The organism is Liquorilactobacillus satsumensis DSM 16230 = JCM 12392 (genome assembly GCF_001435195.1).
GTDB classification, from domain to species: Bacteria; Bacillota; Bacilli; order Lactobacillales; family Lactobacillaceae; genus Liquorilactobacillus; species Liquorilactobacillus satsumensis.
Genome location: NZ_AZFQ01000034.1, coordinates 107,778 through 134,571, shown reverse-complemented (window position 1 = coordinate 134,571; position 26,794 = coordinate 107,778). Strand labels below are relative to the sequence as shown.

Annotated in this window: 27 protein-coding genes and 2 pseudogenes; 23 read left to right on the top strand and 6 right to left on the bottom strand. The window is 33.6% G+C overall.

The genetic code is table 11. The annotated features are described in order from the left end of the window. Nucleotides 1–948: 948 nt before the first annotated feature. Nucleotides 949–1,476 carry a hypothetical protein gene (locus FD50_RS04470; protein WP_054757815.1) on the top strand — a complete coding sequence of 176 codons (528 nt, stop codon included), beginning with the start codon at nt 949–951 and terminating at the stop codon, nt 1,474–1,476. Between the two features lie 82 nt (nt 1,477–1,558). Next, nucleotides 1,559–1,858, top strand: coding sequence for a hypothetical protein (locus FD50_RS04465; RefSeq protein ID WP_054757814.1), 300 nt, complete (start codon nt 1,559–1,561; stop codon nt 1,856–1,858). A gap of 364 nt (nt 1,859–2,222) precedes the next feature. Here FD50_RS04465 and FD50_RS04460 read toward each other — a convergent pair whose 3' ends face one another. Further along, the gene (locus FD50_RS04460) at nt 2,223–2,417 is read right to left on the bottom strand and encodes a hypothetical protein (protein WP_054757813.1); all 195 of its coding nucleotides are present in this window, start codon (nt 2,415–2,417) and stop codon (nt 2,223–2,225) included. A gap of 147 nt (nt 2,418–2,564) precedes the next feature. Here FD50_RS04460 and FD50_RS04455 point away from each other — a divergent pair, with 147 nt between their 5' ends. The 9 genes and pseudogenes from FD50_RS04455 (at nt 2,565) to FD50_RS04425 (ending at nt 7,857) form a co-directional block, all read left to right on the top strand. Next, nucleotides 2,565–3,536, top strand: coding sequence for a glycoside hydrolase domain-containing protein (locus FD50_RS04455; RefSeq protein WP_082610420.1), 972 nt, complete (start codon nt 2,565–2,567; stop codon nt 3,534–3,536). Between the two features lie 94 nt (nt 3,537–3,630). Beyond that, nucleotides 3,631–4,167, top strand: coding sequence for a hypothetical protein (locus FD50_RS04450; RefSeq protein WP_056960563.1), 537 nt, complete (start codon nt 3,631–3,633; stop codon nt 4,165–4,167). 179 nt (nt 4,168–4,346) lie between these two features. Next, nucleotides 4,347–4,598: a hypothetical protein gene (locus tag FD50_RS04445; RefSeq protein ID WP_054757810.1), complete on the top strand. Its 252-nt coding sequence runs from the start codon at nt 4,347–4,349 to the stop codon at nt 4,596–4,598. Nucleotides 4,599–4,693: 95 nt separating this feature from the next. Next, nucleotides 4,694–5,224, top strand: a complete 531-nt coding sequence (locus FD50_RS04440; protein WP_054757809.1) for a hypothetical protein — start codon at nt 4,694–4,696, stop codon at nt 5,222–5,224. A gap of 212 nt (nt 5,225–5,436) precedes the next feature. Next, a complete protein-coding gene (locus tag FD50_RS04435; protein ID WP_054757808.1) occupies nt 5,437–6,078 on the top strand; it encodes an SAP domain-containing protein in 642 nt (213 codons plus the stop codon). A 44-nt stretch (nt 6,079–6,122) separates the two neighbouring features. Continuing rightward, nucleotides 6,123–6,387: pseudogene (locus FD50_RS12470) on the top strand (recombinase family protein); the annotation flags it as partial. 508 nt (nt 6,388–6,895) lie between these two features. Then, entirely contained in the window at nt 6,896–7,036 is a 141-nt protein-coding gene (locus tag FD50_RS12795; protein WP_162256070.1) for a hypothetical protein, read from the top strand. Continuing rightward, nucleotides 7,021–7,383: a hypothetical protein gene (locus FD50_RS04430; RefSeq protein ID WP_056960561.1), complete on the top strand. Its 363-nt coding sequence runs from the start codon at nt 7,021–7,023 to the stop codon at nt 7,381–7,383. The genes FD50_RS12795 and FD50_RS04430 overlap by 16 nt, the downstream gene beginning before the upstream one ends. Nucleotides 7,384–7,569: 186 nt before the next feature. After that, nucleotides 7,570–7,857: a hypothetical protein gene (locus FD50_RS04425; protein ID WP_054757807.1), complete on the top strand. Its 288-nt coding sequence runs from the start codon at nt 7,570–7,572 to the stop codon at nt 7,855–7,857. 1,276 nt (nt 7,858–9,133) lie between these two features. On the opposite strand, the gene FD50_RS04420 is transcribed toward FD50_RS04425, so the two are convergent. Beyond that, nucleotides 9,134–9,589 (bottom strand): hypothetical protein, encoded by a 456-nt coding sequence (locus tag FD50_RS04420; RefSeq protein WP_056960560.1) that lies wholly within the window; start codon nt 9,587–9,589, stop codon nt 9,134–9,136. 111 nt (nt 9,590–9,700) lie between these two features. On the opposite strand from FD50_RS04420, the gene FD50_RS04415 reads away from it, so the two are divergent. Next, on the top strand, nt 9,701–10,144 hold the full coding sequence (locus FD50_RS04415; RefSeq protein WP_156653489.1) for a MarR family winged helix-turn-helix transcriptional regulator: 444 nt from the start codon (nt 9,701–9,703) through the stop codon (nt 10,142–10,144). 197 nt (nt 10,145–10,341) lie between these two features. Then, on the top strand, nt 10,342–11,427 hold the full coding sequence (locus tag FD50_RS04410; protein WP_056960557.1) for an alcohol dehydrogenase catalytic domain-containing protein: 1,086 nt from the start codon (nt 10,342–10,344) through the stop codon (nt 11,425–11,427). 45 nt (nt 11,428–11,472) lie between these two features. Here FD50_RS04410 and FD50_RS04405 read toward each other — a convergent pair whose 3' ends face one another. From FD50_RS04405 to FD50_RS13060, 4 genes are all read right to left on the bottom strand, one after another. Beyond that, the gene (locus FD50_RS04405; protein WP_235803437.1) at nt 11,473–12,630 is read right to left on the bottom strand and encodes an MFS transporter; all 1,158 of its coding nucleotides are present in this window, start codon (nt 12,628–12,630) and stop codon (nt 11,473–11,475) included. 166 nt (nt 12,631–12,796) lie between these two features. Beyond that, complete coding sequence (locus tag FD50_RS04400) at nt 12,797–13,390, bottom strand: hypothetical protein (protein WP_056960556.1); 594 nt, start codon at nt 13,388–13,390, stop codon at nt 12,797–12,799. 67 nt (nt 13,391–13,457) lie between these two features. Next, on the bottom strand, nt 13,458–14,069 hold the full coding sequence (locus FD50_RS04395) for a hypothetical protein (RefSeq protein WP_054757659.1): 612 nt from the start codon (nt 14,067–14,069) through the stop codon (nt 13,458–13,460). A gap of 124 nt (nt 14,070–14,193) precedes the next feature. Next, nucleotides 14,194–14,289: a putative holin-like toxin gene (locus FD50_RS13060; RefSeq protein ID WP_415617517.1), complete on the bottom strand. Its 96-nt coding sequence runs from the start codon at nt 14,287–14,289 to the stop codon at nt 14,194–14,196. A gap of 111 nt (nt 14,290–14,400) precedes the next feature. Here FD50_RS13060 and FD50_RS12905 point away from each other — a divergent pair. The 10 genes and pseudogenes from FD50_RS12905 to FD50_RS04345 all read left to right on the top strand — a co-directional run bounded on the left by FD50_RS12905 (nt 14,401) and on the right by FD50_RS04345 (nt 26,581). Next, nucleotides 14,401–14,735, top strand: a pseudogene (locus FD50_RS12905) (MazG nucleotide pyrophosphohydrolase domain-containing protein). Between the two features lie 366 nt (nt 14,736–15,101). Further along, the gene (locus FD50_RS04390) at nt 15,102–15,908 is read left to right on the top strand and encodes a helix-turn-helix domain-containing protein (RefSeq protein ID WP_054757660.1); all 807 of its coding nucleotides are present in this window, start codon (nt 15,102–15,104) and stop codon (nt 15,906–15,908) included. A gap of 96 nt (nt 15,909–16,004) precedes the next feature. After that, complete coding sequence (locus FD50_RS04385; RefSeq protein WP_056960552.1) at nt 16,005–17,195, top strand: MFS transporter; 1,191 nt, start codon at nt 16,005–16,007, stop codon at nt 17,193–17,195. 85 nt (nt 17,196–17,280) lie between these two features. Beyond that, the gene (locus FD50_RS04380) at nt 17,281–18,618 is read left to right on the top strand and encodes an FAD-binding oxidoreductase (protein WP_056960550.1); all 1,338 of its coding nucleotides are present in this window, start codon (nt 17,281–17,283) and stop codon (nt 18,616–18,618) included. Nucleotides 18,619–19,087: 469 nt separating this feature from the next. Beyond that, on the top strand, nt 19,088–19,525 hold the full coding sequence (locus FD50_RS04375; protein WP_054757663.1) for a GNAT family N-acetyltransferase: 438 nt from the start codon (nt 19,088–19,090) through the stop codon (nt 19,523–19,525). Between the two features lie 1,422 nt (nt 19,526–20,947). Further along, nucleotides 20,948–21,895 (top strand): ABC transporter permease, encoded by a 948-nt coding sequence (locus tag FD50_RS04365; protein WP_056960546.1) that lies wholly within the window; start codon nt 20,948–20,950, stop codon nt 21,893–21,895. 19 nt (nt 21,896–21,914) lie between these two features. Beyond that, nucleotides 21,915–22,844 (top strand): ABC transporter permease, encoded by a 930-nt coding sequence (locus FD50_RS04360; protein ID WP_056960544.1) that lies wholly within the window; start codon nt 21,915–21,917, stop codon nt 22,842–22,844. 19 nt (nt 22,845–22,863) lie between these two features. Beyond that, entirely contained in the window at nt 22,864–24,480 is a 1,617-nt protein-coding gene (locus FD50_RS04355) for an ABC transporter substrate-binding protein (protein ID WP_056960542.1), read from the top strand. Nucleotides 24,481–24,532: 52 nt separating this feature from the next. Further along, nucleotides 24,533–25,591 carry an ABC transporter ATP-binding protein gene (locus FD50_RS04350; RefSeq protein ID WP_056960540.1) on the top strand — a complete coding sequence of 353 codons (1,059 nt, stop codon included), beginning with the start codon at nt 24,533–24,535 and terminating at the stop codon, nt 25,589–25,591. Nucleotides 25,592–25,624: 33 nt separating this feature from the next. After that, the gene (locus tag FD50_RS04345) at nt 25,625–26,581 is read left to right on the top strand and encodes an ABC transporter ATP-binding protein (protein ID WP_056960538.1); all 957 of its coding nucleotides are present in this window, start codon (nt 25,625–25,627) and stop codon (nt 26,579–26,581) included. Nucleotides 26,582–26,794 lie beyond the last annotated feature (213 nt).

Sequence of the window (26,794 nt, the reverse complement as noted above, 5' to 3'; positions counted from 1 at the left end):
AATGTAGATTGAGGTAAAAATGATGTTCAAAATTAGCTTGAAAAAAAGAATTTATTTCTGCATAGGCCTATTTATTGTGATACTTTTCTTCGCAAACAAGGTAATGTTGCAGACACCAGCAGCATGGATTGCAATTGCAGTTTTTGTTATTTTGTGCAGATTGTCAACTTATCTTGATAATTATCCAAGCAAGGGCTCAAAAATAGTTTCAAAATTAATGTGTTTAATGATTTTGCTTAGTTTGTGGTCTGTTTTTATTTATACACATGAAAATCGCTATTCCACGCACGAAGTTTACGCTATTCAAATGTTTAATTCAAAAAGTTTTAAGATTAAAATACATGGTAGAAATTACGTACTTACTACTCAAAATAACAGTTTTACCATACGTACATATTTTTTTAATCTATATCGACGTGAGGGATTATTTTATAGACGTGTTAATAAGAAAGCATATTTTATATACACACGAAATATGCACCCGGGTAAAAGTTCTGTTTGGATTTTTAAAAATATAGTTTTGAAGGATGTTCATTTTTTACAAGTAGATCCGAAAACAGCCTTTTACTATCAACCAACAAATTGATTTTTAGCAAGGCACAATTAATTGTAGTGTTCAAAATGCATTTTTAGAATTTATCCATGTAGTGAACTTCTTTAGTTATGTTTTACTAAGCAAAATAACATTTAAAAGTATCAAGGAGGACTCGAGAGAAAAAGTTGTCTATGCACAGATAGCCTGAACCTAACTTAGACTTGGAAACTAACTACACTCAAAAAAATGGCGTGCAAAAAATTTCGGGAAAGATTGGTAAAACTGCAGCAACTCTTTTTACAACAATAGTCGCAGATTTAGCGTAAAATTGTACAATTGTCTTAGTTACAATATTAGACTGTCAGGGTTAATATTAACTTACAGTCTTTTTTAGAGAGGAAATTTAATTTTTTATGTTGATTATTCTGTTAGCTGAAATAGCAATGTTTATTTTTGGAGTACTTGGGATAGTGCAGGCGATAAAACTTAATAAAACAAATAAAAAAATTCGTGTTTTTCGTATAAAAGAAAGGACCAAGTTAACTGAGAATCAAATAAAAAAGCAACAAGTCTACCTTAAAATTCATATGAGTAAATTTATTGTATTTGTCATAAATACAGCTATTATTGTTACTATTATTTTATTGGTACTTTTTGGGTATAGTCTTCGGAATCTTTTTGATAAATCAGGAAGCCTGGTATTTTTTTTGATAAGCCTATTAATGTTAACAGTTATTTTATATGCTAGTTTTGTGCAGAAGTCAGTAACAAGAGGACAAGCAATTAAGAAAAAGTATATTGCCAAGTATCCAGATAACCCTCTGAAATTTTTTATCTACTCAGATGAGTTACTCATACAGTACAGATACGTATTTAAGCGTGCGGGTATATTATTACTGATTACCAGTATTTTAGCTTTTATCATGGGCTTAATTAGTTAAATGATCTCCAGTTTATATTATACAGTGTGAGTTGCATTTTATAAGTGTGGTAATTGTTTATATATGAATGTGAGGTGATAAAATGAGTGATGAAGATGCTGTAATTTTAAGTAGAAAAAGAATAAATATTATTGCGCGTGTTAAACTTTTAAGACTTGAGAGGACTATTCTTAGCTTGGGAATTTTACTAGTTTCTTTGACTATGGTAATAGTAACAGTGCTTAGTAAAGGTAATGTTAACGGATACTCATTAATGGTTGCTGTGTATACAGTTATTTTAACAATTCTATTGACTTGTTTTTTTAATTATAAAGACAAAATAGATGATTTTGTTTATGAGGTTCGCAGTATAGAAGATAAACTTAGAAGTTTATGGTTATGATAAGTGTCATCCTAAAGAAAACACCAGGATAATTAAATCCTAGTGCTTTAAAACTACTTCCTGTTATTGTGTTCTAGCCATAAAAGGAATAGAACTATAACAAGTGTAGCTGGAATAGAAATAGTCATCTTGACTATCACCAGCATACAGTTTAATTAAAGGTAATCAACCTTGTACTGTAGCCACTAACCAATATATCAGATACTGGACTTGGTAACTAGAGCATGGTAATATACAGGTGGATATAGAAATTGTCATCAAGACTGCACCACCTTTTGTGGACTTAATCAACCCACACACTCATGGACTCTCAGACTTAACTCTCTGAGGGTCTATTTGTTTACAAAAAAATAAGTCTACCTAATTAATTAAGAATAGACCTAAAAAATTTTTGATCAACTATGTTTTTTTGTTTATCAATATATTGCTGAATATTTTTTTCAACAAGTTTTTCAATTGTGCTTTCCATTTTAAAAACTGTAACTAGCTGAACCTCTATAGCTAGCATATTTGTTTCAGTTAATCTTCCAGGTTTTTTACCTAAGTATAACTTTCCCATTTAGTGAGCTATTTGGTTCTCTAAACTTACTTTTTAAATTCTTTAACTTATGACTCTTTTCTTTAAGCTAACCATTTGTGGAATTGTACAGCAAATAGATGAGTTTAAGCAAATGAATACCGAACATATGTTTGATGATTTTAAAAGCTGGTTTTATTAGGTTTCCCTGAAGGAACTACTATTTACTTTGCGGTTGATGTTGACATCCAAGATGGAGATATTGATGGAACGGTTACACCGTACTTGAAGAGTGTTCTTGCTGCAGTCGCAGATTCTGGTTACGAAGTTGGAGTTTATGGAACGCGTAATGTTTGTTTACATGCAAAAGAGCTGGGAGTTAAGTACAGTTTTGTCGCTAATATGTCTTATGGCTGGAGTGGTAACCTGGGTTTCAAGATGCCTTCAAACTGGAGCTTTGATCAGTTTACAGAATATACAGCAGGTTCAACTGGGATTGATATTGATCAAGATGCTGCTTCTGGGAAAGATAAAGGTGTATCCAAATTTGACAAAGTTACAGATGTGTCAGTAAAAGCTGCTTTGAAGTCATTGTGGCCGAATTGTGAATATGACCAAGAAGTCGAATTTACAATGTTTGATATTGGTTGGATGAAGTGCACTGGTAAAGTTACTACTTCATTCAAAAAAGCGGATGGTAGCACCGTTATTACCATTAAAAACGGTAAAGTTGATGAAGCTAGTATGAATGGTTTCCTAAATTCACTGGGTGCCTCAAACAATGTAGTCAATGATCTTATTATTGATAAATTTAATACACTCAGTTTCACTAGTGAAATTAAAAATGGACAACTTTCTGTTAAATCTACAACGGTCTCCGATGGTTCATACACATTTGAAGTTGCATGGACGGCATTTGAAACTGATGAAGGTGTGCTTAATGAAGCGTTGACTATTGCATTGGAAATCAAGATTAATTTACCTGATTTTCCGAGTTGGGGAACAGCAGCTGAGACTCTAAAGGAAGTAGCTGAAGTTGTTGCTTTTGCAGCAATTATCGTTGTTATTATCGTATTCCTTGCCGTATCTTCACCAGCGGATTTTGGCGTTGCAGCCGCAGTAGTTGCATTGTTTGTTTCATTGGCTAAGGATTTCACATAGAAAAATATTAGTCTGATTTTATTGTAGTGACAAATTTTGACTGTAAAGGTAGAATTACCTTGCAGTCTTTTTTTGAGGAAAGAGGGGGTTAATTTTGGAATATGTCAAACTAGTGCTTATAGCTAGCATGCTTTTTTTTATAGTAATGGTTATATTACAATGCTTTAAAGTTGGTAAAATAACTAAAAAAATTCGTGCCTTTAGAACAAAATCAAAAATAGAATTAACACAGAGTCAAATAAAAAAACAGAATGTTTATATTAAGAAACATATGAGTAGTATCTACTCACTTGGATTGAACATAGTGATTTTTAGCATAGTTATTTTATTAGTGATGTCGGGATATGTTTTTCGAGCACTGATAGTTGAAAAAGTATATGGGGGTCCACTATTTCTTATATTAGGTATGCTATTATTATTAGCAGTCATTTACGCATATTTCACACAAAAAATAATGATTGAAAGTCAAAAAGTTAAGAAACAGTATCTTAATGAGAATCCAGAAAATTCTTTGAAATTATTTATTTATCCAGATGAATTAATTATGCAATATAAGGATATGAGTAAACGTACAAGTTGTTTAATGATAATCATCGGTATTTTATCGTTTAGTATAGGTATATTAAATTAGTGAGTTGCACATAGTACACTAGTTTCCTAAATTCACTAGGTGCTTCGAACAATAGCATTAATGATATTATTATCGATAAATTTAATACACTCAATTTCACCAGTGAAATTAAAAATGGACAACTTACTGTTAAATCTACAACGGGCTCGGATGGTTCATACACATTTGAAGTTGCATGGATGGCATTTGAAGCTAATGAAGGTGTTCTTGATGAAGCGCTGACTATTGCATTGGAATTCAAGATTAATTTACCTGATTTTCCAAGTTGGGGGACGTTTGCCGAAGCTTTGGAGAAGATTGGTAAAATTGCCTCATTTGCTGCCATAGCTGTTGTTCTTACAGTTCTAGTTGTAGGAACATTACCAGAAGATATTGTAAGCACAGTTGTAGCTGCAGTTGCAGCAGTTTTTAAAACTATAGTTACTGGTTAGTATAAACACGAAAATGTAAATTTAAGTTAGTGACAACATCAGACTGTAGGGGTTAGAATTACGCTACAGTCTTTTTGTGAAGGAAAGTTAAAAAATTGATATTTATTAGTTTGTTAATTGAGAGTATAACGATTATTTTTGCAGCGTTCAGTATAATACCATTACTTAAACTTAATAAAATAAATCGAAAGATTCGTATTTTTCGTATAAAAGAAAGGGCTAAGTTAACTGAGGATCAAATAAAAAAGCAACAAGCATATCTTAAGATTCATATGAGTAATTTTATTGTAGCGTCTCTAAATATATTGATTGTTTGTATCATTATTTTTTTAGTGCTTCTTGGGTACAGTCTTCATAATCTTTTTGAAGAACCAGGAAATCAGACATTTATTTTGATAAGCCTACTAGCGCTAGTAATTATTTTATATGCTCTTTTTGCACAGAAATCAGTAGCAAAAGGACAAGCAATTAGGAAAAAGTATATTGCTAAGTACCCAGATAATCCTCTGAAATTTTTTATCTATCCAGATGATTTGCTTATCCAGTATAGCTATGTATTTAAGCGTGCAGGAATATTAGTCTTGATTATTGGTATTTTGGCTTTTATCGTGGGTGTAATTGGTTAAATGATTTCAGCTGCCATCTATATAATGTAAGTTGCATTTTATAAGTGTGGTAATTGTTTATAATAAAATAGAGGACTTGTACCTTTTAAGCGTACTCTAATGGTCTTTTTTAATTTCGTGCTATATTTGTGCTTATAGATGTTCATTAGAACTGTCCAAATAAAGGCATCAGATATTGTTTTACCAATATTTAAAAGAAAGAAGGAATGAATATGACAGTGCGTCCAAAATTTAGTAGAAATATTAGTAGCAAGACGTTTTCTAATTTTTATTGGTATAAAGAGGAGCTGCAAAATATTTGTAGCAAATATGGCTTACCAACATATGGTACTAAAGCGGAACTAACTAAATATATTATTGCTTTCTTAAATGGTGAAACGGCCACAGAAATAAAGCCTATCAGAAAATCGAGAAGGAAAGTAGCTTCAAAGTTGACAGCCGATAAAATTACATTAAACACTAAGTTACTTGGTTCTGGTTTTTCGCTTAATCAAGAAGCAAGAACATTTTTTGCTAATTATTTTGAGGTTGAACACTTTGCCTTTCGCAAAGTCATGGGAATAAAGATGAGAGAAGTTGAAAAAGATAGTGATATAAATGCTACTGTAGCCGACCTAGTTAAGGCTTTAAAATATCCTCAATTGATCTCTTTTGACAACGATGAGGAAAAAACATACCAATGGAATAGTTTTGTACGTGCTTTCAGAAATGATTCAATTTCCAAAAAGTACGACAAACCGATGAAAGCAGCAGCAATTATTTGGAAAATAATTAAAGATTCAGATCAACCTAAAGTTTATACAAGAAAATTAGTCATTGAAAATGCTGAATTAATAAAAAATTTTCTTAAATAAGTTAAACAGCGGTAAAGAATAAAATTTTAAGGCCGAGTGGAAAAATGGAAAAAATTTGTTATGCTCGGGCAGCTCCAAAGATCAGCACCTAAATCGGCAGTTAAATGGTTTAAAGAGTATTGATAACCGTTCACCGACAAGTTAAGCGGAGCAAATACGGATCGACCAGAGATACAAAAAATGCTGAGTTATATTTGTGAGGGCGATGTTGGTATAGTCACTGAATTGGATTGCTTAAGCAGAAACAATCATGACTTAACACGGATCATGAACATGATACAAAAGAAAGATGCCAATACCAGCAGTTTGTAATAATAGTTTTGGGATTTTTGAAATCGTTTTCAAACAATTCTAGCCGTTTAACACATATTTATGCTAAGATAGATTTAAAACTGTTCAAGCAAGAAATAGTCCGTAAAATCAAGTGCTTAATTGAAGGGAAAATTAAAAATTATGTACAAAGCCCAAAATAGATCACTTGTTCCGCGCTAATTATCGGGGCTGCTAATGATCAAGTTCTTGGTGTTGATGAGGCACGTCAATTAGCGAAGATAATTTCGAATGCAAAATACTTTGAATATCCGAATTTGGGGCATGCAGCTTACCTTGAAGCCAAAGATTTTAACAGTATAGCCTTAGAATTTTTAGAAAAAAATAAGTACTTAACATACCTTTTGTGCTAGTTAACCTAAATTCTGCTAATTCAATAGATTATTGGTCATTTAAGCAAGCTAGATCAAAATAAGATTGCTGTAATTAAAAATGTCATCACAATTTATATCAAAAATATTCATTGAAGGGCAGACGAATAATTTTTATGGAGGAAAAATATAATATTTTAAAAAACGGTTTTGAGAAAAAAGCAGATAGTGAAAAAGCGATTTCCATGTCAAAATATATGCGCAATCAATTTGATTTTTTTGGCGAGTTTTTGGTGGGTATATGCTTTCAGGTCTAAATCTAAGTATCATATTATTAATAATTAATGAACGCGGTGTAGGACAGACTGCGCCACCAGAAATTAGTTGGATAAATACATACTTTTGCTTAAATGCTCTCATTTTTTTCCCAATAGCTTATTTAATCCTAGTGAACTATCGCTCAAAAAAGATACATAATAAAGAGGTAAGTAACATTCAGAAAGCCTATGAAATTAATGGTGAATCATTCGCTACCTCGAACTTTATACCGGCTTACCTCTACCACGGTACGGTTGGAGGTTCAACGGCAGCCATTTTTAAGCTGATTCCAGCTAAAATTGTTCAAAATATTTTAAAAATAATTTCTTCAAAAATTGTTTTATAGCAATAATCGAAACGCCACTAGCCACGGTTTTCGAAACATCAATTTGCTGTGGATTACTTTTATCAGATTTTTTAGATCTTGAAATGTATAATCATTTCAGATACAAGATAACAAAAGCAGCTATATTCTCTTCGTTATTTTTTGGTGTTTTTCACATTATTAATCTGTTTGGTGATTATCTACAGAATGTATTTAAGTAAATTTTTTTGTTATGTTAAGAGAAAAAAGTATTCATTAGAAAATGAGTTAAGTCGATTAAATACTTCATATTCTTTTAAAATTGCTAGAATTGCTGACTTTACAGTAAGTCAGTTAGTAGAAGTGGAAAACATTGGTAAAGGCTATGATTTTACAAATATAGGCTCAGGTGGTCAGAAAAAAGATTATTTAGAGAAGCAACAAAATAAAATGTTGGGTAAGTTGAATAGTTGGAACAAAAATGTTAAAGATTGCTATAAGTTAAAAAGGGACTAAAAAACACCAGGATAATTAAATCCCAGTGCTTAGTAATTCTACTTTTTGTTAGTTCTCAAGACTAGATAAATAATAACTAGCTTGATTACTAATTCAGTAGTTAGGCTTAGAGTAAATACCAAGAGTTTCACCCCTTAGCGTACAGTTTATTTAAAGGTAATCAGCCTTGTACTGTAGCCATTAACCAGTATATCAGGTACTGGACAGTGTTAATAGAGCATGGTATTATACAAATAGGCTTATAAAGTAATATCAAGGGTTAAACACCTTATAAAGTGGACTTAATCACTCCACACACTCATGGACTCTCAGACTTAACTCTCTGAGGGTCTATTTGTTTACAAAAAAATAAGTTTACCTAATTAATTAAGAATAGGCCTAAAAATTTTGGCTCTTTGTCAAACATTCTAAAGTAAGAGAGTGCGACATAAGTCGGGAAAATTTTGAGTGCTAACTCGAAATTACGAACATAGCGAGTACTTTGCTATGAGTAATTCAAAGTTAGACGGAGAATTTTGAATTATGGAACACGTTTATCCGGAATAAAAGAGGGGCTAAATGTCGCCTAAAGAAACGAAACGTATACCATAGATTATGAATAGTGATAGTATAGTATCACTAAAAAAGACAATGGTCATCCAGTTACCTTGCGACTTGTTTTGACGATAACACTCAAAAAATGGTAGGTCAAAAACAAATGCTTTGGAACCGGATTTGCTGGATACTTGAGACTTATGTTAAGTTCGATAATTGGTTAAAAAATTTGGTGATCGTCTTAAAAATACAAGAATAGAAATGAATTTAATTCAAGAACAAGTGAATAATGTTTTTTATTACTAGACAAACAATTTCCAGTTGGGAAAACGAAAAAAATTAGTCTGACATTGTCAACTTAATTAAATTAAGTGATTATTGCCACATTTCACTAGGTACTTTACTAAAGGAAAGGGCAGGTCTGTGTGAGTTTTTAGAGAAAAATGAAGTTACGCGAGAGATAGAGCCAATTTAGCGCGATCTTATAGTTATTGATTTACTAGTATGCTCATTACTACTTGGCGAGTTTTTTTAGCTAATACAATTGGTTTATTTATACTTCCAATACTTTTTTGTAGTGTACAAAAGCTTCTTAATCATTTTCATGATTATTATGTTATTGGTCTTATTGAACAAGGATCACGATTACTGACGTACAATACACAAAAAGAGAGTTCGCGACTTTTGTCCCGAACTCTTAGGTGGTTAAGCATAATTAAAAACCACTTATCAAACAGTAGCGTTAAACTTTTAGTAACTGCAACCCCTTTTCGGCAAGCGGTTTAACAACAATTCCGCGAATAAGATAAGCTAAGAATAATGAGCGAGCCCAAACTGTAAGTAATGAACCCATTGAAATATGAGAAATTCCTCCTCCAATCAGCATCCCAAAACTGCTCATACTCAAACACATCACAATAATCATGGAACAACTCCGAATTCTGGCACTTCGTCGTTCAATTTTAACTTGAGAAATCATCGACTTTGTAGCATGAGTAATCAAAAAATTAGTAATTTTAGAAGCGATACATACATTATAGATAAATGCAAATAAAACTGTTGGTCCCCACCAAATCCAAAAGCTAGTAAGTGCGTTTGAAGTAAATCCGGTTGCCATAAGGTTACCCGTTAAGCCCATAATAGTGCCCATGCCCAAACACATTTCGGCCGTAAAAAATAAACGTTGTTTTCGATTCATAGATTCTTCTCCTCCAATGGTTGACAAATCAACTAATATTAGCATAACCTGTTTAGTTTATTTGTCAACTGAATTTGTTTATAATAACATTTAGAAATAGAGGTCTTTTACTTGAACAATATAAAAATAAATCAGCTTGGACGATACGTAGGTATTATTCAAAGGGCATCCATGACAGCTTTGAATCATCGGTTAAATTTACCTGGGTTAACTGCCTCAAATGCTAATCTGTTACTTTTTGTAAATGAACATCAAAAAGTAACTGCTAAAATGGTGGCAACTCAACTGGCTATTAATAAAGGCTTAGTTAGTCGAGAATTTACGATTTTAACTAATAATGGATACATTAAAAAGAGTATTAATTTAAATGATCGTAGGAATACTTGGATTGTTTTAACTGTCAAAGGACAAAATGCTTGCGATGAGATTAGCCAACTGGTGACAAGCTGGTGGCAAGAACAACTTAAAAAAGCAAATTGTCAAAACCAACAAGTTCTTTATTCAGAATTAAATAAATTAGCAGCCAGTATTATTGGAACATCACTAAAATCGTAAGAGAATTTGATAACACATTGTCAGATAAATTATTTGAGCACACGAATCCTTAGCTTAGGAGCTGACAGAGGAACTCTTGTTGTCAAATTAATGGATTAAGGTTGTATTGGTATCCGAGATTAGATTAAATAAAGACTAGCTTGCTTGGTTTTCTGCTCAGCTTTGTGCTATATTGAGCATGAAGGAAGTGTATTAAAATGGCGTTAGTAAAAGCAGCTGTGATATACGGCCCAAAGAATATCCGGGTTGAAAAAAGGGACATTCCTGATCCCGGAGATGATGAAGTACAAGTTGACGTTTCATTTAACGGTATTTGTGGAAGTGATATTCATGAGTATTTAGAGGGTATGGATTTGGCAACGGTCTCCCACCCTTTAACTCATATGAAGGCACCATTAATTCCAGGTCACGAATTTTCTGGAACAATTTCTCAGGTTGGCAAACAGGTATCTCAGCTAAAAATTGGAGATAGAGTTGCGGTTGAGCCAATAATTGCTTGTGGAAAATGTCCAGAATGTCTTTCTGGACATTATAATTTATGTGAACATTCTATTGGAACTGATAATGCGGCTGGTTTTTTAGGCTTTTCTGCTAATGGTGGGTTAGCTGAAAAGTGTAATGTAAAAGCCATTTTTGCTCACCGATTACCAAGTGATTTTCCGCTTGATTTAGGTGCATTAGTTGAACCTGTGTCAGTTGCTGCACAGGCAGTATTGGAAAGTCACGTATCTGCCGGTGATGATGTTTTAATTCAAGGAGCGGGGCCAATTGGATTATTTACAGCTTTAATGGTAAAAATAGCCGGAGTTCACAACATCATAATAAATGATATGTCTAAAGAACGTTTAGATTTAGCTAAAAAATTAGGTATTTTAGACACACTGCATGCAGCAAGCCCCAGAGAGCTTCATGAATTAGTTTATGCTAAGACTAATGGACGCGGTGTTGATATTGCATTTGATTGTGCTGGAGTTCAACCCACACTTGCTGGTGCAATTGAAGCCTTAAAAGTAGGTGGCAAGGTGACAGTAATCGCATTATTTGGTGAACCACCTGTTGTAGATATTAGAACTTTACTTAAAAAGGGTGGCAGCTTGTTAACATCTTATGGATATGCGAATAAGTTTGAGCGTGTAATTAATATTATTGATAATCATCGTGAGCTGTTTAAGCAAGTTATTACTAAAAAAATAAAATTAAATGGATTAGTTTCAGAGGGCATTGAAGCTTTAGCACATGATAAAAAGCAAGCTAAAATTTTAGTCGATATGAAGCCTGACTAAATAGAAAAATAGCTTACTTTGATGGTATTACACTGAAATTAAAATTTAGAAATTCTGTTCTAAGTTCTTGCTCTCATGTAAAAGAATTAGAATGAAGGCAATTATCAGATGGGCACAGAAAAAAATAACAAATGACTTATTGTAGTCCAAACTAGTGATCAAGTATCCACCAAATAATGGTCCTAGAGCACGACCAATTGCACCAGATAGACTACCAACGGCTTGGACCGTACCACGATTACGATCGTTAGCGTAACGATTCAACAAGATTGGAATAGCAGTTAAAGCAAGCATCTCGCCTAAAGAAACAAGCGTGATTCCTGCGATAAAGCGCCAATAATTTCCAGTATTAATAATTATTAAGTATGAAAAAGCAAAAAGTAACACGCCTAAAATGACGCGTAACTTATCAGCCTTGAATGTGTTAGGGAATAAGCGAATGATAAAAGGCTGTAAAATAATAATTTCTACCGTACTAATTGTAAATAGAATGCTGTATTTTTGAACAGAGATCCCATTATTAGTCATTAAAACAGAAACATTGCTGTTCCATTGTTCATAACAAGCCCAGACAACAATCATGGTTAAGCTGAGTAATAAAATATAGCCAAAGGTACGGTTGTTAGGAAGTGCGTTTTTAGTATTTTTTTCAAGCGGGTTACGCAAAGTGTCAATTGATACAAACTTAGTTTTGATAATAAACAAAGCCAGTAAAAATAAGATCACTGAACTACCAAAAACAACCCGAATATTGATACTGAAAAGGATTCCGGAAAGAAAAGTTGCAATTCCCATACCTATATTTGCAACCCAATATCCATTATTAAAGATATTACTATCGAATTTTTGCAAAAAAGCTAGATAACTATTGATTGATGCGTTTAAAACACCTAAACCAAGCCCGTAAAGAATCAATAAGATGGGATATAAGGGCCATTCGGGATAAATAGCTAGTAAAAGTAAGGAAAGAACCATGTCAATGCCACCGAGGTACATTAACGGCTTGGTTTTCCATTTATCAAATAAACGACCACCAATTAAATTTCCTAAGGCCATTGCACCAGAAAAGCCTAGAAGGGCATAGCCGGCAACAACTAAACTTTTATGCAAAGTGTTATGGATATATAAAGTGGTAATTGGCATGATGAGACCAATCCCCATATTGACTAACATGTTTGTTAATAAGACAAATTTGTTTTTCACATGGCAAAATCTACCTTCCACTACACCTAAAGTGTATGATTTCAATAATTAAATGATAAGGAAAAAAAGGACAATCGGCAAGGAAAATTGTGTAAACAGGCAGTAGTACAAAAAAACCTCTACGCTATAAAATGCGATGAGGTTTTTTTGGAATTAAAGTTCAAGATCAACCATGAAAATTTCCGTTGTACTGGTTGACAGTAACATATGGAATATTTTCAATACCATTTCCTTTATCGACTTCATTGACCCATACTTCCCAAATACCGTTACCATCATACTTGTAATATTTAGGGGTCACCTTGTAACCATTGTAAAGGTTACGTTCAAACGTAGCTACCCAAGCTCCCTGTGGTCGTGTAGTAATTGAACCAACGGCTGGTTCGCTAGAACTGCTTGATTGTGTAGAAGAGCTTGTGGGTTGGCTGCTAGAGTTAGCGGTTTGCGCTTGGCTACTACTAGAACTAGTAGCGGTGGAAGAATCTGAATTGGTTGAACTAGAACTACTTTGACTGCTAGCAGAACTACTGTTACTTGAACTAGAAGAGCTTGTTTTACTAGCAGAACTTTGACTACTTTTTTTAGAAGTAGATTCTTTACTAGTCTTTTTTTTGCTACTTGACTGTTCAACTTTAGCAGAGCTACTAGAATTATTTGTACTTTGATGATTATTAACTGCCTTGATGATAAAAAATGTAGCAAGAATAATAACAATTAACCCCCCAAGGCTATATAGCCAGATTAACTTTTTCTTATTCATAACTGTACCCCCCTTTTATCATCTATCCTAACATTATAGAAATTAGACCGTTATAATTTCTATAATGTTAACCTTGTATTTTAACTAAGTTACCATCTTGATAGACTTTATATGTTGCAATGCTACCAGTATATCCCTTAACTCTGTCAGATATTGAAGTTAAAGATACGGTGAAATACTTTCCATAACTATCGTAGCCATTATATGTATCAGAATTACCGTAACTTATATCAGTGTTTCCCTCAAGGTGCAGTTTCTGTTTTAAATAACTTTCAGCTTCTGCTGCACTTGTAATATTAATTGTTTTAGCGTTTGATGCCGTATTATTTGATGTGGAGCTGCTTACAGAATTTGAGTAATTTGAATTTCCTTGTGTTGCAGCTGATGTTGACGAGCCTTTCTCTGCCACAGTTGTACTAGTTGTGGAACTTTCGGGGTCCTTTGATGCACTATTATGTTCATTTTCTTGGTTGCTATTACTTTGAGTACTAGAACTACTCTGGACATCTGAGCTATTTTTTTTAGTAGCTTTATGCTTTGTGTCCTTTTTGCTTTTTTGGGTGTGCTCGGTTGAAATCTTACTAGAAGAACTATCACTATTACTTTCATGCTGACCACAAGCACTCAAGCCTAGTAAAGCTACTAAAACTGCTGGGACCATATAACTACTTTTTTTCAATTTTTCCCCCCTCAAAAAATGTAACATTTTAAGTCTATAGTAAGTTATTCCGCAATTAATCTTAAACAATCTTTTTAAAAATTTAATGAGGTATTAAATGCTTTATTTTGTAGTTAGAAATATCTTATTTCAAGAAATTAATAGTCAGCTCAACAACTAATGCAACTAAGGTCACGATAAAGTTACTGCAAGCCAGCATTAATTGTAAATCGTTTGACACGGACACTTAGACTACTCTTTCCGTTGTGAACGATTACAAGTGGAAACGGATATGGTGTCGTACTCACTATGGCAAATTCACGTTTTAATTTTAATATCAGAGGCAACTAAATTGAATTTTAAAACTCATCAAAGTTGGTTAGTAGATCTTTATAAACGAAGAAATTGATATCAATATTCGCCTTTTATCAGCCTTAATTTCTTATAACGGAGGAGGTTGGGGAATTATCAAGAGCCATTCGAGCTATTGAAATTTGTCGTGACTACCTTAGAGAAGCTAAGCAAGCGTAAAAAGATTTAAAAGATAACTTAGTTGAAGAACTTGCAGACGTATTAGATCAAGTTTTAATAATGACTGACAAATTTGACATTGATCCTGAAATATTACTTAAACACAGCCAAGATAAATTATCAAAAAGATTTAATAAACAAACAGAGAATAAATGATAACTTCCCAAAGGTCAGATTGGTATGATAGCATTAATGAACTTCGCTAGATAGCCAAGTTAAAAAGATCCAACTAAAGCAACAGTTACATGATGTACATTAGGAAAATAGTCAATAATGGCAACTTATGTCTGAATCGAATACAGGTTTATTGTGATTAAGTGGATGTCATATTTTCTAAGTTATTGTATTATCAAAAGTGATTAAGGCTGATTATCTAGTTTAGGCTGCAAATCTAATTTTTAAGGAGAGAGAATTATAAAGTCAAATTTATCATGGAGTATAAGAGACCAGTATCCAGAAAAAAATACTATTAGTATCAATCAATTAAAAATCAATAAAATAAAAGTATTCAAGACTATTGAGTTGTATTTTCACAATTATAGTGATATTGAACAGTTTAAAACACCGCTCAGAATAACACCTAAGTCTATTAGAATTGACTATGCTTATAAGGGAACTGTAAATTTTGAAGGCGATAAGCGAAATTTATATTTAGCACCCTTTGTATTAAAGGTTGACAAACGTTCTTTAGATTCGGAAAATTATCACTTTGTAGATGGTAGCTTTGAAGGAATTACCATTTTGATTAAGGAAGGTGAGTTAGATAGTGAGCTGAGTCAACTCGTTGGAAATTTTCAAGGGTGGACTGATTTCAATCACTCTGAAAACTATTTCTTTTTAAAAAGTAGTTTTATAGAAAATCTATTTAATGATTTGAAATCTAAAAGTATCAAAGACTCACTGCTTTTCCTTAAATTAAAAGTAGCTGAATTAATTTTGTATTTAAAGTCATCGCAAGCTCTTAAAGATTCAATAAGACCAGAGAAGTTATCAGCAACAGACAATATAATTATTAGAAATATTGCTGAATACTTAAATAACAATTTAAACAAACAGGTTAGCCTACATTTTCTATCTATAAAGTTTAACGTTAGCCAAACCAAACTTAAAACATTATTTAAGGAAAAGTACGGCAAAACATTCCATGATTACTGCACCGCGCAAAAAATGGATTATGCCGCAAAGCTACTGGTAAAAAGTGATATGAAAATTTTTCAAATAGCTAATGAAGTTGGCTATATAAGTTCAAGCAAGTTCTCTTCGGCTTTTAAAACAAAATATTTTTTGGCACCACGAGATTTTAGGAAAAAGCTTAGGCTAAATTCTTAGACTGTTTGGGACATTATGAACCATTTGGAGCCTAATAAGGGTTTCTTCATGTTAAAGTGTATTCATTACTTTTTAACAGGGAGGAACCCTTTATTCATGAAAAATAAATTATTTGTAGCGACCCTCATCTCATATTTAGGAATATATATAACGATGCCGGTTTTATCTGCTATTTCAACGCAAGCACATTTAGCACCAGGACAGATTGGCATAATGATCTCATTAGGAGCAATTGCGATGCTTTTATTTGCTCCAGTATGGGGGAGATTAAGTGATAAAATTGGGCGAAAACCAGTTATAGTAATTGGACTAATTGGAATGGGATTATTATTTATCTTATATATCGAGCTTTTTAAATTATCAATAGCGACCTCTAAAACTGTTGCGGCTTTAGTGGTTTGCCTTATAGGTGCAAGATTTCTGTTGGGTATTTTTATGACAACAGCTCCCACAGCAGCTAATGCATATATGGCGGATATTTCCAGCCCGGAAGAGCGAGCTAAAGACATGTCTTCATTAGGATTTGCTACTGGTCTATCAATGGTTATAGGACCAATTATTGGCGGCTGCTTATCATCAATAGGAACCCTGGCATTACCATTTTACGTATCAATTATTTTATTAATATTGTTTGGAATTCTCATGATCTTTTTGTTGCCAAATACAAAAAATAATGTTGCTACTTTGGAATCAGCATCTAAGTCAACAACTTCCAAAAAGTTTCTTTCATTTCAACTGTTTGGATGGTTAGTAGCTGGATGTTCAGTAATGTTTGTTGTTGTGGGACTACAATTACTAACCTCACTATATTTGCACGATGCCATCGGCCAATCAATTGTTCAAAGCGCTAAAACGGCTTCTTTACTTTTTGTCATTTTAGGTGTTTCATTAATGATTATCCAAATTGCTCAAATTAAATTTTTTAACTGGACCGCTAAGCAAATGATGACTCGCTCGATTCTTCTAATTATTTTAGGCTTGCTACTAATTGTATTGACAAGGGACTTTATACTCCTGCTTATTAGCTATATTGTCATTGGAGCAGGTGCTGGGTTAGGAATGAGTTCGTTATCCGCAGGGGCTTCTCTGGTAGTCTCGCAGGACAATCAAGGTTCAGCGGCAGGGGCAGTTGCAATGACACAAGGAATTGCGGGGATAGTATCACCATTGCTGGGCTCGTTTGTATATCAAATTAATATAAAACTTCCTTTCATAATTTTTGCGCTCTTTGCCTTATTTGCTTATATCTTATTTCTATTCTCAAATAAAAAAGAAACAACAAATTGAAAATATACTTTTATGTACAAATTAAGAAAGAAATTTTCAAAAATTATAGAGGTACGCAATTGATTTAAAAGGGGAGTATAAAAGAATGAATATATTACAATTACTACCAGATACACTAAAGAAAATTGCGGTGGTTCCTTTAGATAAAAAGTACAATTCAGTTAGATCAAATTGCTTTAGAGTTGGGAGCCCAGCATTAGTTCTTACTGCAACAAATGAATTACAAATCAAAGAGACAGTCAAGTTTGTGGCATACCTGAATAAGATTGAAAATAGAAAGATCCCTTTTTCCGTTCGAAGCGGTGGTCATGGGATGATGATGACTTCTGTTAATAACGGTGGAATTATCTTGGATATTTCACAATATAATCATGTTACTATAGAAGATTCTGACAAGGGAACTGTACGTATTCAGGCAGGCGCTGTCTGGGGTGATGTGGCACAGGTATTAAGTCCTTATCAATTAGCTATTTCAAGTGGGGACTTTGGTGACACTGGTGTTGGAGGGCTTTCAATCTTTGGTGGGATTGGATTGATGGTTAGAAAGCAGGGCCTCACAATTGATCATATTATTGGAGCCCGGTTAATAACTGGAACTGGTAGCGCTCTTTGGGTCGATAAAGAACATTATTCTGATATTTTTTGGGGAATTCGGGGAGGAGGACAAATAGGAATTGTCACAGAATTTTTGTTTGAGGCATTCAAAATTCCAACTAATAGCAGGGGACTACAAACGCCCGTTGTTTCTCAAGAGATTATGTATAAAGTAAAGGATATTTGTTGTTTTATCAAAAAATGGCAAGATTGGGTTAATAACTCAACTGTTAAGTTGACAAGTAATTTAATGATTAACAAAAATTCAGATAAATATTGCCGTGTTAACGCGCACAATCTTTGGTGTGAGCAAAAATCCCGTGAAGCAACAGATATACTAGATAAGTCAAAGTTGCTCGGCCCTATTGAAGAAGAAAAAACGCAGGAGTTAAGTTATGCAAAGCTGGTTAAAGCCCCTCATATTCCTCACACCGGACAAGACAAAATGTATATAAAAAATGGTTTAGTTCAGAATTTGTCAGAAGATATAATTTCAAGCATTGTGCACCTTTTGAATAGTTCGGAAATTATGTCTATTGAAATTCGGTCAATCGGAGGTAAGTTAAATCAAAAATCAAATTCATTTAATGCTTGGTCTCATAGAAATGTAAAATGGTTTATTGCAATTTGGGGTAGTGTAGATAATGATAAAAAAATAAACAAATTAGTTAACCCATTATTAAATAAGCTAGATGGAGTTTATGGCGGCTATTCAAGTGACATTAGTTCAGAAGAAAACGAGAAGATTTGGTCCCCTACAACTCTTATTAGGTTAAAAAAGTTGCAGTTGAAAACAGATCCTCAAGGAATTTTTACATGCAGAAGATGATTGGATTGATAATCTGATTTATGGCTTTTATAGATGGAAAAATTGGATGAATTATTTGTTGAGATAAATTAATTATTTGTCAAAAGATATAACCAATACATTGGAGCACTTTCAACGACTATATGGGGAATGTTTTCTTAAACACATTACTAAAATAGTTTCAATATCTACAATTCAAACAGTGAAGTGTTTTGTTCATACAAAGCAATGTTAGCGACCTTATTCCGTTTTGGAAGAGGTCGCTGTTTTTAATTTTAATCAGCTCAACAATTAAGGTCACGATAAAGGTACCGCAAGCCAGCATTAGTTGTTAAGTATTTGACGTGGGCACTTAGGCTACGCTTTTCGTTAGGATTAAACCCTGCACATCCTCCGCTTGGACTTGATCCAGCTACACCGGAAAACGAATTTACAACCAGTCTTATCAAGGTTAAGCTATAAGCAATAGTTAGATATAAGGAGTGATTTTTTGATTAGAAATGTTAAGGAAATTGATGGAATAGCGATTCAAAGGCTTAATAAAGATCAATTGGGTTATGATTATCCTCTTAATAAAACAAACAAAAATCTAAAAAGATTATTGAATGACAGTCGACATCACTATATGTTGGTTTTTGAAGATGATAATACTAAAAAAGTTAATGGCTACGTACATGCAGAACTGTATGAAGAAACTTACTTTGATCCGATGTTTAACATCTTAGCTTTGGCAGTTGATGCTACCTCTCAAAATAAAGGGATTGGTAAACAGTTAATGCTTAAAGTTGAAAAAATAGCTAAAAATTGTGGAGTAAGTAGTATAAGGTTAAATTCAGGAGAATCTCGCTTGGGTGCTCATGAATTTTATAAAAAGTTGGGATACGTTAATAATAAAAGTCAAAAGAGATTTGAGAAAACATTAGATTAATTTTGAGCAGAATGTGGGCAATTAGGTCTGAAATGCTGTTATTTGGTGGAAATCCATCAATTTTGAGTGAGAAATCATTGAAAGCTATTGATTAATTTGTTACGGGAGACAGCGTACAAGTCTTAGTTTATACAGTTTGGCGATCTAACTGGAAATCGTATATGGTTAAGTATATTAAGCCAATAAAATTACTAAAAATAAAAGTAGCTTTTGAATATATTCTAGGGGACTCACAGAATAAAACATTGTTCGATAACATATCAGTGGGTGACATTGTTATTTTTGGTAGTGGCGATACTATGAAATATTTTGATCAATTTTCCAATGAATCAAAGCAAATCAAGGTAAAAAAATTAATAAAAATAATATACTTTTTATTGGTTTTTCTGCTGAATCACTTCTTTTAGGGAATATTGATTATGTTTTATCTGTTGATAATGTATCAGGTAAACCAGCCCTAAAAAGAGAATTAGGACTTGACGACAACTTCATTGTCAACATACACCATTATTTGTGGAAAGATATCGTGGATTTTTGTAAAGCAACTAAACATTTTCCAGTTATAAAGTTGAGTATAAAAGATACGGTATTTCATTAGTTAAAAATTATAGTTGGAAATGCTAACTTTTATACTTCGGTTGATTATGTATGTGCTATTTATAATAATATAATTTGATGTTTATTTTTTAAACAGCTTTGTTTTGTTATTCTACCGAAATGAGGTTGTTTTTTTATGCGACGAATTTGCAATTGAAGTGCAACAAGTAAGAAATAAAAAAATCATAGTCTGAGTTCTATAGAATGAAGCTACCACAATAAGTATCTAGCTGATGTGTTTTTAGTGATTTCAGGTAAGCTTAAACAATTTTAATGGCTTATAGTTTAACAAAATGTTCACTAAAATTATATATGTTATGATTCAAATCGTTTTTGAATAAGCAGGTTAGCAAATTTTAATCATTAACACACGTTAACACCTCAAAGATCCATATAAAATGGTCTAAATTTAAGCTATACCTAATTATCTCTTCCGTAACGATTTTATTACAGAAAAAAATATTATTAAGCCTGGATAAATTGAACTGGAAAAAGTATTCATTAAAAATAAATAAATATCAAAATAAATATTATAATTTCAAGTTTATTCAAATCGATTTAAAGCCACTTTCGTTTAATTAAATTAAATAAAGATGGTGCTTTTTTAATTTAAATAAATTCATTAATTAATTTTATTGATTGTATTGACTTTGAAATTCGATGATTTTATAATTGCAAAAATTAGTAATTGTTAAATTTTGATAATAATTATTAAAAAACAGTAACAATTATTAGGGGGGATTTTTAAAACGCAAAACGAATTTATAACCATACTAATGTATATTTTTCTTATGTATTTAGTTGTAAACGAAAGGAAAAAGGCTAATGGGAAAGTATTTAATAAGGCGAATTTTAATTGCAATTCCTGTACTTTTGATGGTTACAGTATTTTGTTTTGGAATGGTGAACTTGGCACCTGGTGATCCTTCAGACCTATACTTATCACAAAACGCCACTCAGGTTCAAAAACAGGAAATGAAAAAGAATTTAGGATTGGACAAACCAGTTTATATTCAATATGTAAAATGGTTAGAAAAAACTTTTCAAGGTGACTTGGGTTTCTCATTTGCTTCTCGGACGCCAGTTACTGAGGTTATACCTGCAAAATTAGCCGCAACAGTAGAATTGCTTATATGTACGTTGATTCTTTCCTATGCATTAGCCATTCCGTTGGGAATAGTTTGCGCTCGTCATCAGGGTGGCTGGTTAGATAATACTATTACGGGCGTATCTTTTCTTGGAGTTTCAATTCCAGGGTTTTTCTTTGGATTAGGAATGGTTTACATTTTTGCAGTTGAACTGCACTGGCTGCCGACCGGTGGAATGAGCTCGTTAGGACAATCATCAGGTTTTCTAGATCGTCTTAGCCATATTATAATGCCAACTATCGTTTTGTCATTATTCTATTGTTCAAACATGCTGCGGTACGTGAGGTCAAGTATGATTGATATTTTTTCAGAGAACTATATGAGAACTGCTGTTTCAAAGGGGCTGTCTAAAAAAGTTGTTTTATGGCGGCATGGTTTTAGAAATGCTTTAGTTCCGATCATTACAGTTATCAGTTCTGATATTCCAAAAATGTTAGGTGGTGCAGTAGTAACAGAACAGATTTTTTCTTGGCCAGGGCTTGGTCAGTTGACGATTTCTTCAATTGGGTCACGAGATTATCCTATGTTAATGGCAATAAACTTGATTGCAGCAGTTGGAGTTTTAATTTGCAACTTAGTAGCTGATGTTTTATATGCCGTAGTTGATCCAAGAATTCGTTATTGACGTGAAGGAGCTGTTTTTAATGGAACTTATTGGTAAAAAGTTTAACTTTGTTTCCAAAAATAAGCTGAAGGAATTAGAGCAGCTTAGTCAAGTACAAGGTACAGATCAAAATAATGATAGTTATATAAAAACTGTTTTGAAACGTTTCTTCAAAGATAAAGTTGCAACAGTGAGCTTAATAATTTTTCTTCTAATTGTTTTAGCTGCAGTTTTAGCACCAATCATAGCCCCGTATAGTCCTTCAAAATCAGTTGGCTACTTTGAGGCAGCACCGTCAGGAAAATTTTTATTAGGAACTGATGATGTTGGGCGCGATGTTTTAAGCCGGTTAATTTATGGGTCACAAGCATCCTTAACAGTTGGCATTTTATCAGTTTTGATTTATGCAGCTATCGGGACGACATTAGGTTTGCTTAGTGGTTTCCTAGGTGGTTTTTGGGACAGTGTCATCATGAGAATTACAGATGTCTTCATGTCCTTTCCATATTTTATCGTTATTTTAGTAGTAGTCAGTTTGATTGGACCCGGTCTTTGGACAGTAACATTTGCAATTGGGTTTTTAAATTGGCCAGTTCTTTGTCGTTTGGTCCGTGGTGAAGTTATGAAACTACGCAAAGTTGATTATGTTCAGGCCGCAGTTGCTTCAGGGTATAATACTTTTCAAATTACTTTCAAACATATTTTTCCGAACACGTTGGGAATTATTTTGGTAAATATGACGTTCGGAATTGCTACATCAATAATAACCGAAGCATCTTTAAGTTTTTTAGGAGCTGGTGTTCAACCACCCACACCGAGCTGGGGGAATTTAATGTCGGATGCTCAGTCTATAAATGTACTTGCAAATGAGTACTGGCAGTGGCTTCCGCCTGGCATTATGATCCTGTTGGCTGTTTTGTCAATTAACTTTGTTGGGGACGGATTGCGTAGAGCAGTTGAAGGAAAATAAGGGAGAAAAGGTGAGAAGTATGAAAAAAAACAGAATTGTAAAAGTGAGCTTTTTACTGCTTATAATGTGTTTGGCATTAGTATTAACTTCTTGTGGTGGCAGCAGTAGCGGAACAAGCAGTTCTAAGACAAGTAAAAACACTTTATATGTTGGTACTACAAATGCACCTGCTGGATTTAACCCCATTAATGAAACTGATGTAGCTGGTCAATGGATTTTACGTATGCTGTATCCTTCTTTGCTTGATCAGCCTAAGTCTCTTCATTTTCAGGGAAGCTTAGCAAAATCGTTTACTACTACTGATAATCAGCATTATACGATTACATTACGAAATGCTAAGTGGTCAGACGGTAAGGCAATCACTGCTGATGATGTTGCTTACACATTGAATTTGATTGGAAACCCAGACGTTGAAACTTCTTATGGTGCTAATATTGCACGACTTGAAGGAGTCGACGGCAGTGGGAAGACAAGCAGCAGTTCAACAACAATCAGTGGGGTTAGAGTCGTTAATAGTAAAACTTTAACTTTGACTACTAAAGCACCAATAGATCCAAACTACGTTAAAGAAATGATTGGTTTTGACCTTGTCATTGTACCAAAGCATGTAGCTGAACAATATAATCCAAAAGATCTGGCAAATTCTAAATTCACCTCACATCCAACAGTTTCAGGTAGTGCTTATAAATTTGTTAAGTACAATCAGAATTCTTATGTAAGATTAAAAGCAAATCCAACTTATTATAAGGGCAAGGCTAAAATCAACAATGTTTATATTAAAATATTAACATCTAATACTCTAGTCACACAATTAAAATCTGGCAGCATTGATATGACAGCCGGTGGTGGTATTAGTACAATTCCAGTTGCAGATGTTGAAAGATCGCTTAAGACAGATAAGAGTCTGACGGTAAAGGGTGCTCCATACTTACAAACTCAGTATATGTATATTAATAATGATAAGTTCACTAATAAAAATATGCGCTTGGCGATGACCTATGCAATTAACCGCCAAGCAATTGTTAAGAAACTTTTCAGAGGCGAAGCTGACGTTTTGCCGACAACATATACAAAAGCAACAAAATACTATAATAGTAACTTAAAAGCTTTACCTTACAATGTAGCAAAAGCTAAAGCATTATTGAAAAAATCAGGTTATGACGGTCACACAATTCAATTGATTGTTCCAACAGGGAATATTGCTCGTCAGCAATCTGCTAGTTTGATTCAGCAAGATCTGGAAAAAGCTGGTTTCAAAGTTAAACAAGTTTCATACGACTTCCCAACTGCTTTGGCCAAGATGAAGAGTGGCGATTATGAATTAGGTTTGTTAGGACTTTCCTTAAACTCTGACCCTGATCAAACATATTTGTATACTAAAGCTGGATCAATGAACTTTGGTAAGGTCAATGATGCAAAACTTACACAAATGTTCAGTGATGGTTTATCAGAAACAAGTACAGCTAAAAGAAAACAAACGTATGATGATATTCAAAAGTATATGAGAGATCAGGCATTTACTGTTGGACTATATTCTGATTATCCATTTGTCATTCAAAACAAGAACTTACAAGGTGGGAACAATTCTTTCTGGGTTGGCAGCTTGTATGATATGCAAGATTGGACCAAGAAATAAAAACAGTGTTTATTAAAATCTTTAATATAGAGAATAATGGAGAGTGTTTATTATGGTTTCTAAAGTAGTTCTGTCGCTTAGCAATCTTCATGTAAAATTTAAGACTTTATCTGGCACTGTCAATGCTGTTAGAGGAATCAGTTACGATCTTTACGAAGGTGAAACATTGGCGCTGGTGGGTGAATCTGGATCTGGCAAGAGTGTTTCTACTAAGGCGATAACTAAAGTACTCCCCCAAAATGCCACTATTAGCGGAGATAGTATTATATACCAGGGAGAGGATCTACTTAAAAAAGGTGATTCAAAAATGAATAAAATTCGGGGTAGCGAAATCGCAATGATTTTTCAAGACCCCATGACATCTCTAAATCCAATCTTGCCAGTGGGCTTTCAAATTGCAGAGCCAATAATTGAACATCAACATTTAAGCAAAGAAAAAGCAAAAGAAAAAGCAATTAAGCTTATGGAAAGAGTAGGAATTGTTAAGGCTGAAGAGCGGTATAGCCAATATCCTCATCAATTTTCTGGCGGGATGAGACAACGGGTTATGATTGCTTTGGCTGTTGCCTGTCATCCGCATATCATGATTGCAGATGAACCGACAACAGCTCTAGATGTAACAATTCAAGCCCAAATTATTGAATTGCTTAAAGAGCTCAATAAAGAATTCAATATGTCAACGATTTTCATTACTCATGACATGGGTGTGGTTGCGAATATTGCTGATAGGATAGCAGTTATGTATGCTGGAAAGATTGTCGAGTTTGGGACTGCAAATGAAATCTTTTTTAATCCTAAGCATCCGTATACATGGGGATTGTTGATGGCGGTGCCCGATGTAAATATCAAGGACCAGGACCTTTACACAATTCCAGGAATGCCACCGAACTTGCTTCACGTCCCAAAAGGCGATCCATTTGCTTTCAGAAATAAATATGCTTTGAATATTGACCTGGAAAAAGAACCGCCAATGTTTAAGGTTTCGGATACACACTATGCTGCTACTTGGTTACTCGATGAAAAAGCACCCAAAGTAGAACCTCCAAAAGAAATTCTTGACCGTTGGAAATACTTTGAAAATCATATTGAGAATATGCAAAAAAAAAGTTAAAAGTTTGAAGTTTGCTCATTAGTTGAAGGAGGCATGAGTGTGGGGACCCCGATTATTCAAGTTAAGAATTTACAAAAATTTTATAATGCCGGCAAGCTCTCAGAAGTTAGAGCCATTGATGATGTGTCGTTTGATGTTTTTCAAGGTGAAACTTTTGGAATTGCTGGTGAATCAGGCAGCGGGAAAACGACTACTGGAAAACTGATTATGAAATTGGAGGATATTACTGGAGGTTCAATCGAATTTTTGGGTAAGAATATCCATGAAATTAAGAGTCGCAAAGAGACACTGCAATTTAGAAAAAACATTCAGATGATTTTTCAAGATCCTTTCGCTTCTTTAAATCCGCGCTTGACTATTAAGGAGATTATTGGTGGACCGCTTGAGCTTCACCACATGGTCTCCTCAAAAAAAGAACGTGATAAAAGAGTCGGCGAATTGTTAGAAGAGGTAGGGTTAAGCGCAAATTTTGCAGAACGTTATCCAACGGAGTTCTCAGGGGGGCAATGTCAGCGGATTGATATCGCTAGAGCGATTGCTCTTAAACCCAAAATTATTATTGCTGATGAAGCAATTTCGGCTTTGGATGTTTCGATTCAAGCGCAAATTGTTAATCTGATGAGAAAACTGAAGAGAGAGGTCGGTTTAACGTATATTTTTATCGCACATGATCTCTCAATGGTTAAATATATTAGTGATCGGATAGCTGTTATGAATCGAGGAAAGGTTTTGGAATTAGGAGACTCCGAGACTTTATATCGTCATCCATTGCATCCATATACTAAATCTTTGCTTTCAGCAGTGCCTATAGCGAATCCGATTACTGAAAAGAACCGCAAAAGAATCATCTATAACCCCGACCAGCATCAATATAAAGATAACGATGAGTGTGGTTTGTTTGAAATAGGCGATAAACATTATGTTTACTGCAGCAAACAAGAGATTGAGGGTTATAAACGGCAATTGAATAATGAATTAACAAAATCCTAGATAGCTTTACTTTTATTTTGTGGTTCGGGATTTGGGATTCTTAGTTGATTCTCAATATGACAGCTGCAGTTAAAATAAAAGTAAAAGTGGATTACACAATCAGCCAATTAGACTAACTTTTACAGTCAATTGGCTGTAATTATTTATGGTATGACTGAGCAAATGCAGATAAATTTTGTTGAAAACCAGTTATTAGTATTATTCATTAGAAGG

Excerpts from the sequence above, each read along its gene's own strand:
- FD50_RS04470 (WP_054757815.1), top strand. The coding sequence starts at position 949 with ATGTTGATTATTCTGTTAGCTGAAATAGCAATGTTTATTTTTGGAGTA.
- FD50_RS04465 (WP_054757814.1), top strand. The coding sequence starts at position 1,559 with ATGAGTGATGAAGATGCTGTAATTTTAAGTAGAAAAAGAATAAATATT.
- FD50_RS04460 (WP_054757813.1), bottom strand. The coding sequence starts at position 2,417 with ATGGGAAAGTTATACTTAGGTAAAAAACCTGGAAGATTAACTGAAACA.
- FD50_RS04445 (WP_054757810.1), top strand. The coding sequence starts at position 4,347 with ATGGCATTTGAAGCTAATGAAGGTGTTCTTGATGAAGCGCTGACTATT.
- FD50_RS04435 (WP_054757808.1), top strand. The coding sequence starts at position 5,437 with ATGACAGTGCGTCCAAAATTTAGTAGAAATATTAGTAGCAAGACGTTT.
- FD50_RS12795 (WP_162256070.1), top strand. The coding sequence starts at position 6,896 with ATGGAGGAAAAATATAATATTTTAAAAAACGGTTTTGAGAAAAAAGCA.
- FD50_RS04430 (WP_056960561.1), top strand. The coding sequence starts at position 7,021 with ATGCTTTCAGGTCTAAATCTAAGTATCATATTATTAATAATTAATGAA.
- FD50_RS04425 (WP_054757807.1), top strand. The coding sequence starts at position 7,570 with ATGTATTTAAGTAAATTTTTTTGTTATGTTAAGAGAAAAAAGTATTCA.
- FD50_RS04420 (WP_056960560.1), bottom strand. The coding sequence starts at position 9,589 with ATGAATCGAAAACAACGTTTATTTTTTACGGCCGAAATGTGTTTGGGC.
- FD50_RS04410 (WP_056960557.1), top strand. The coding sequence starts at position 10,342 with ATGGCGTTAGTAAAAGCAGCTGTGATATACGGCCCAAAGAATATCCGG.
- FD50_RS04400 (WP_056960556.1), bottom strand. The coding sequence starts at position 13,390 with ATGAATAAGAAAAAGTTAATCTGGCTATATAGCCTTGGGGGGTTAATT.
- FD50_RS04385 (WP_056960552.1), top strand. The coding sequence starts at position 16,005 with ATGAAAAATAAATTATTTGTAGCGACCCTCATCTCATATTTAGGAATA.
- FD50_RS04380 (WP_056960550.1), top strand. The coding sequence starts at position 17,281 with ATGAATATATTACAATTACTACCAGATACACTAAAGAAAATTGCGGTG.
- FD50_RS04365 (WP_056960546.1), top strand. The coding sequence starts at position 20,948 with ATGGGAAAGTATTTAATAAGGCGAATTTTAATTGCAATTCCTGTACTT.
- FD50_RS04360 (WP_056960544.1), top strand. The coding sequence starts at position 21,915 with ATGGAACTTATTGGTAAAAAGTTTAACTTTGTTTCCAAAAATAAGCTG.
- FD50_RS04355 (WP_056960542.1), top strand. The coding sequence starts at position 22,864 with ATGAAAAAAAACAGAATTGTAAAAGTGAGCTTTTTACTGCTTATAATG.
- FD50_RS04350 (WP_056960540.1), top strand. The coding sequence starts at position 24,533 with ATGGTTTCTAAAGTAGTTCTGTCGCTTAGCAATCTTCATGTAAAATTT.
- FD50_RS04345 (WP_056960538.1), top strand. The coding sequence starts at position 25,625 with ATGAGTGTGGGGACCCCGATTATTCAAGTTAAGAATTTACAAAAATTT.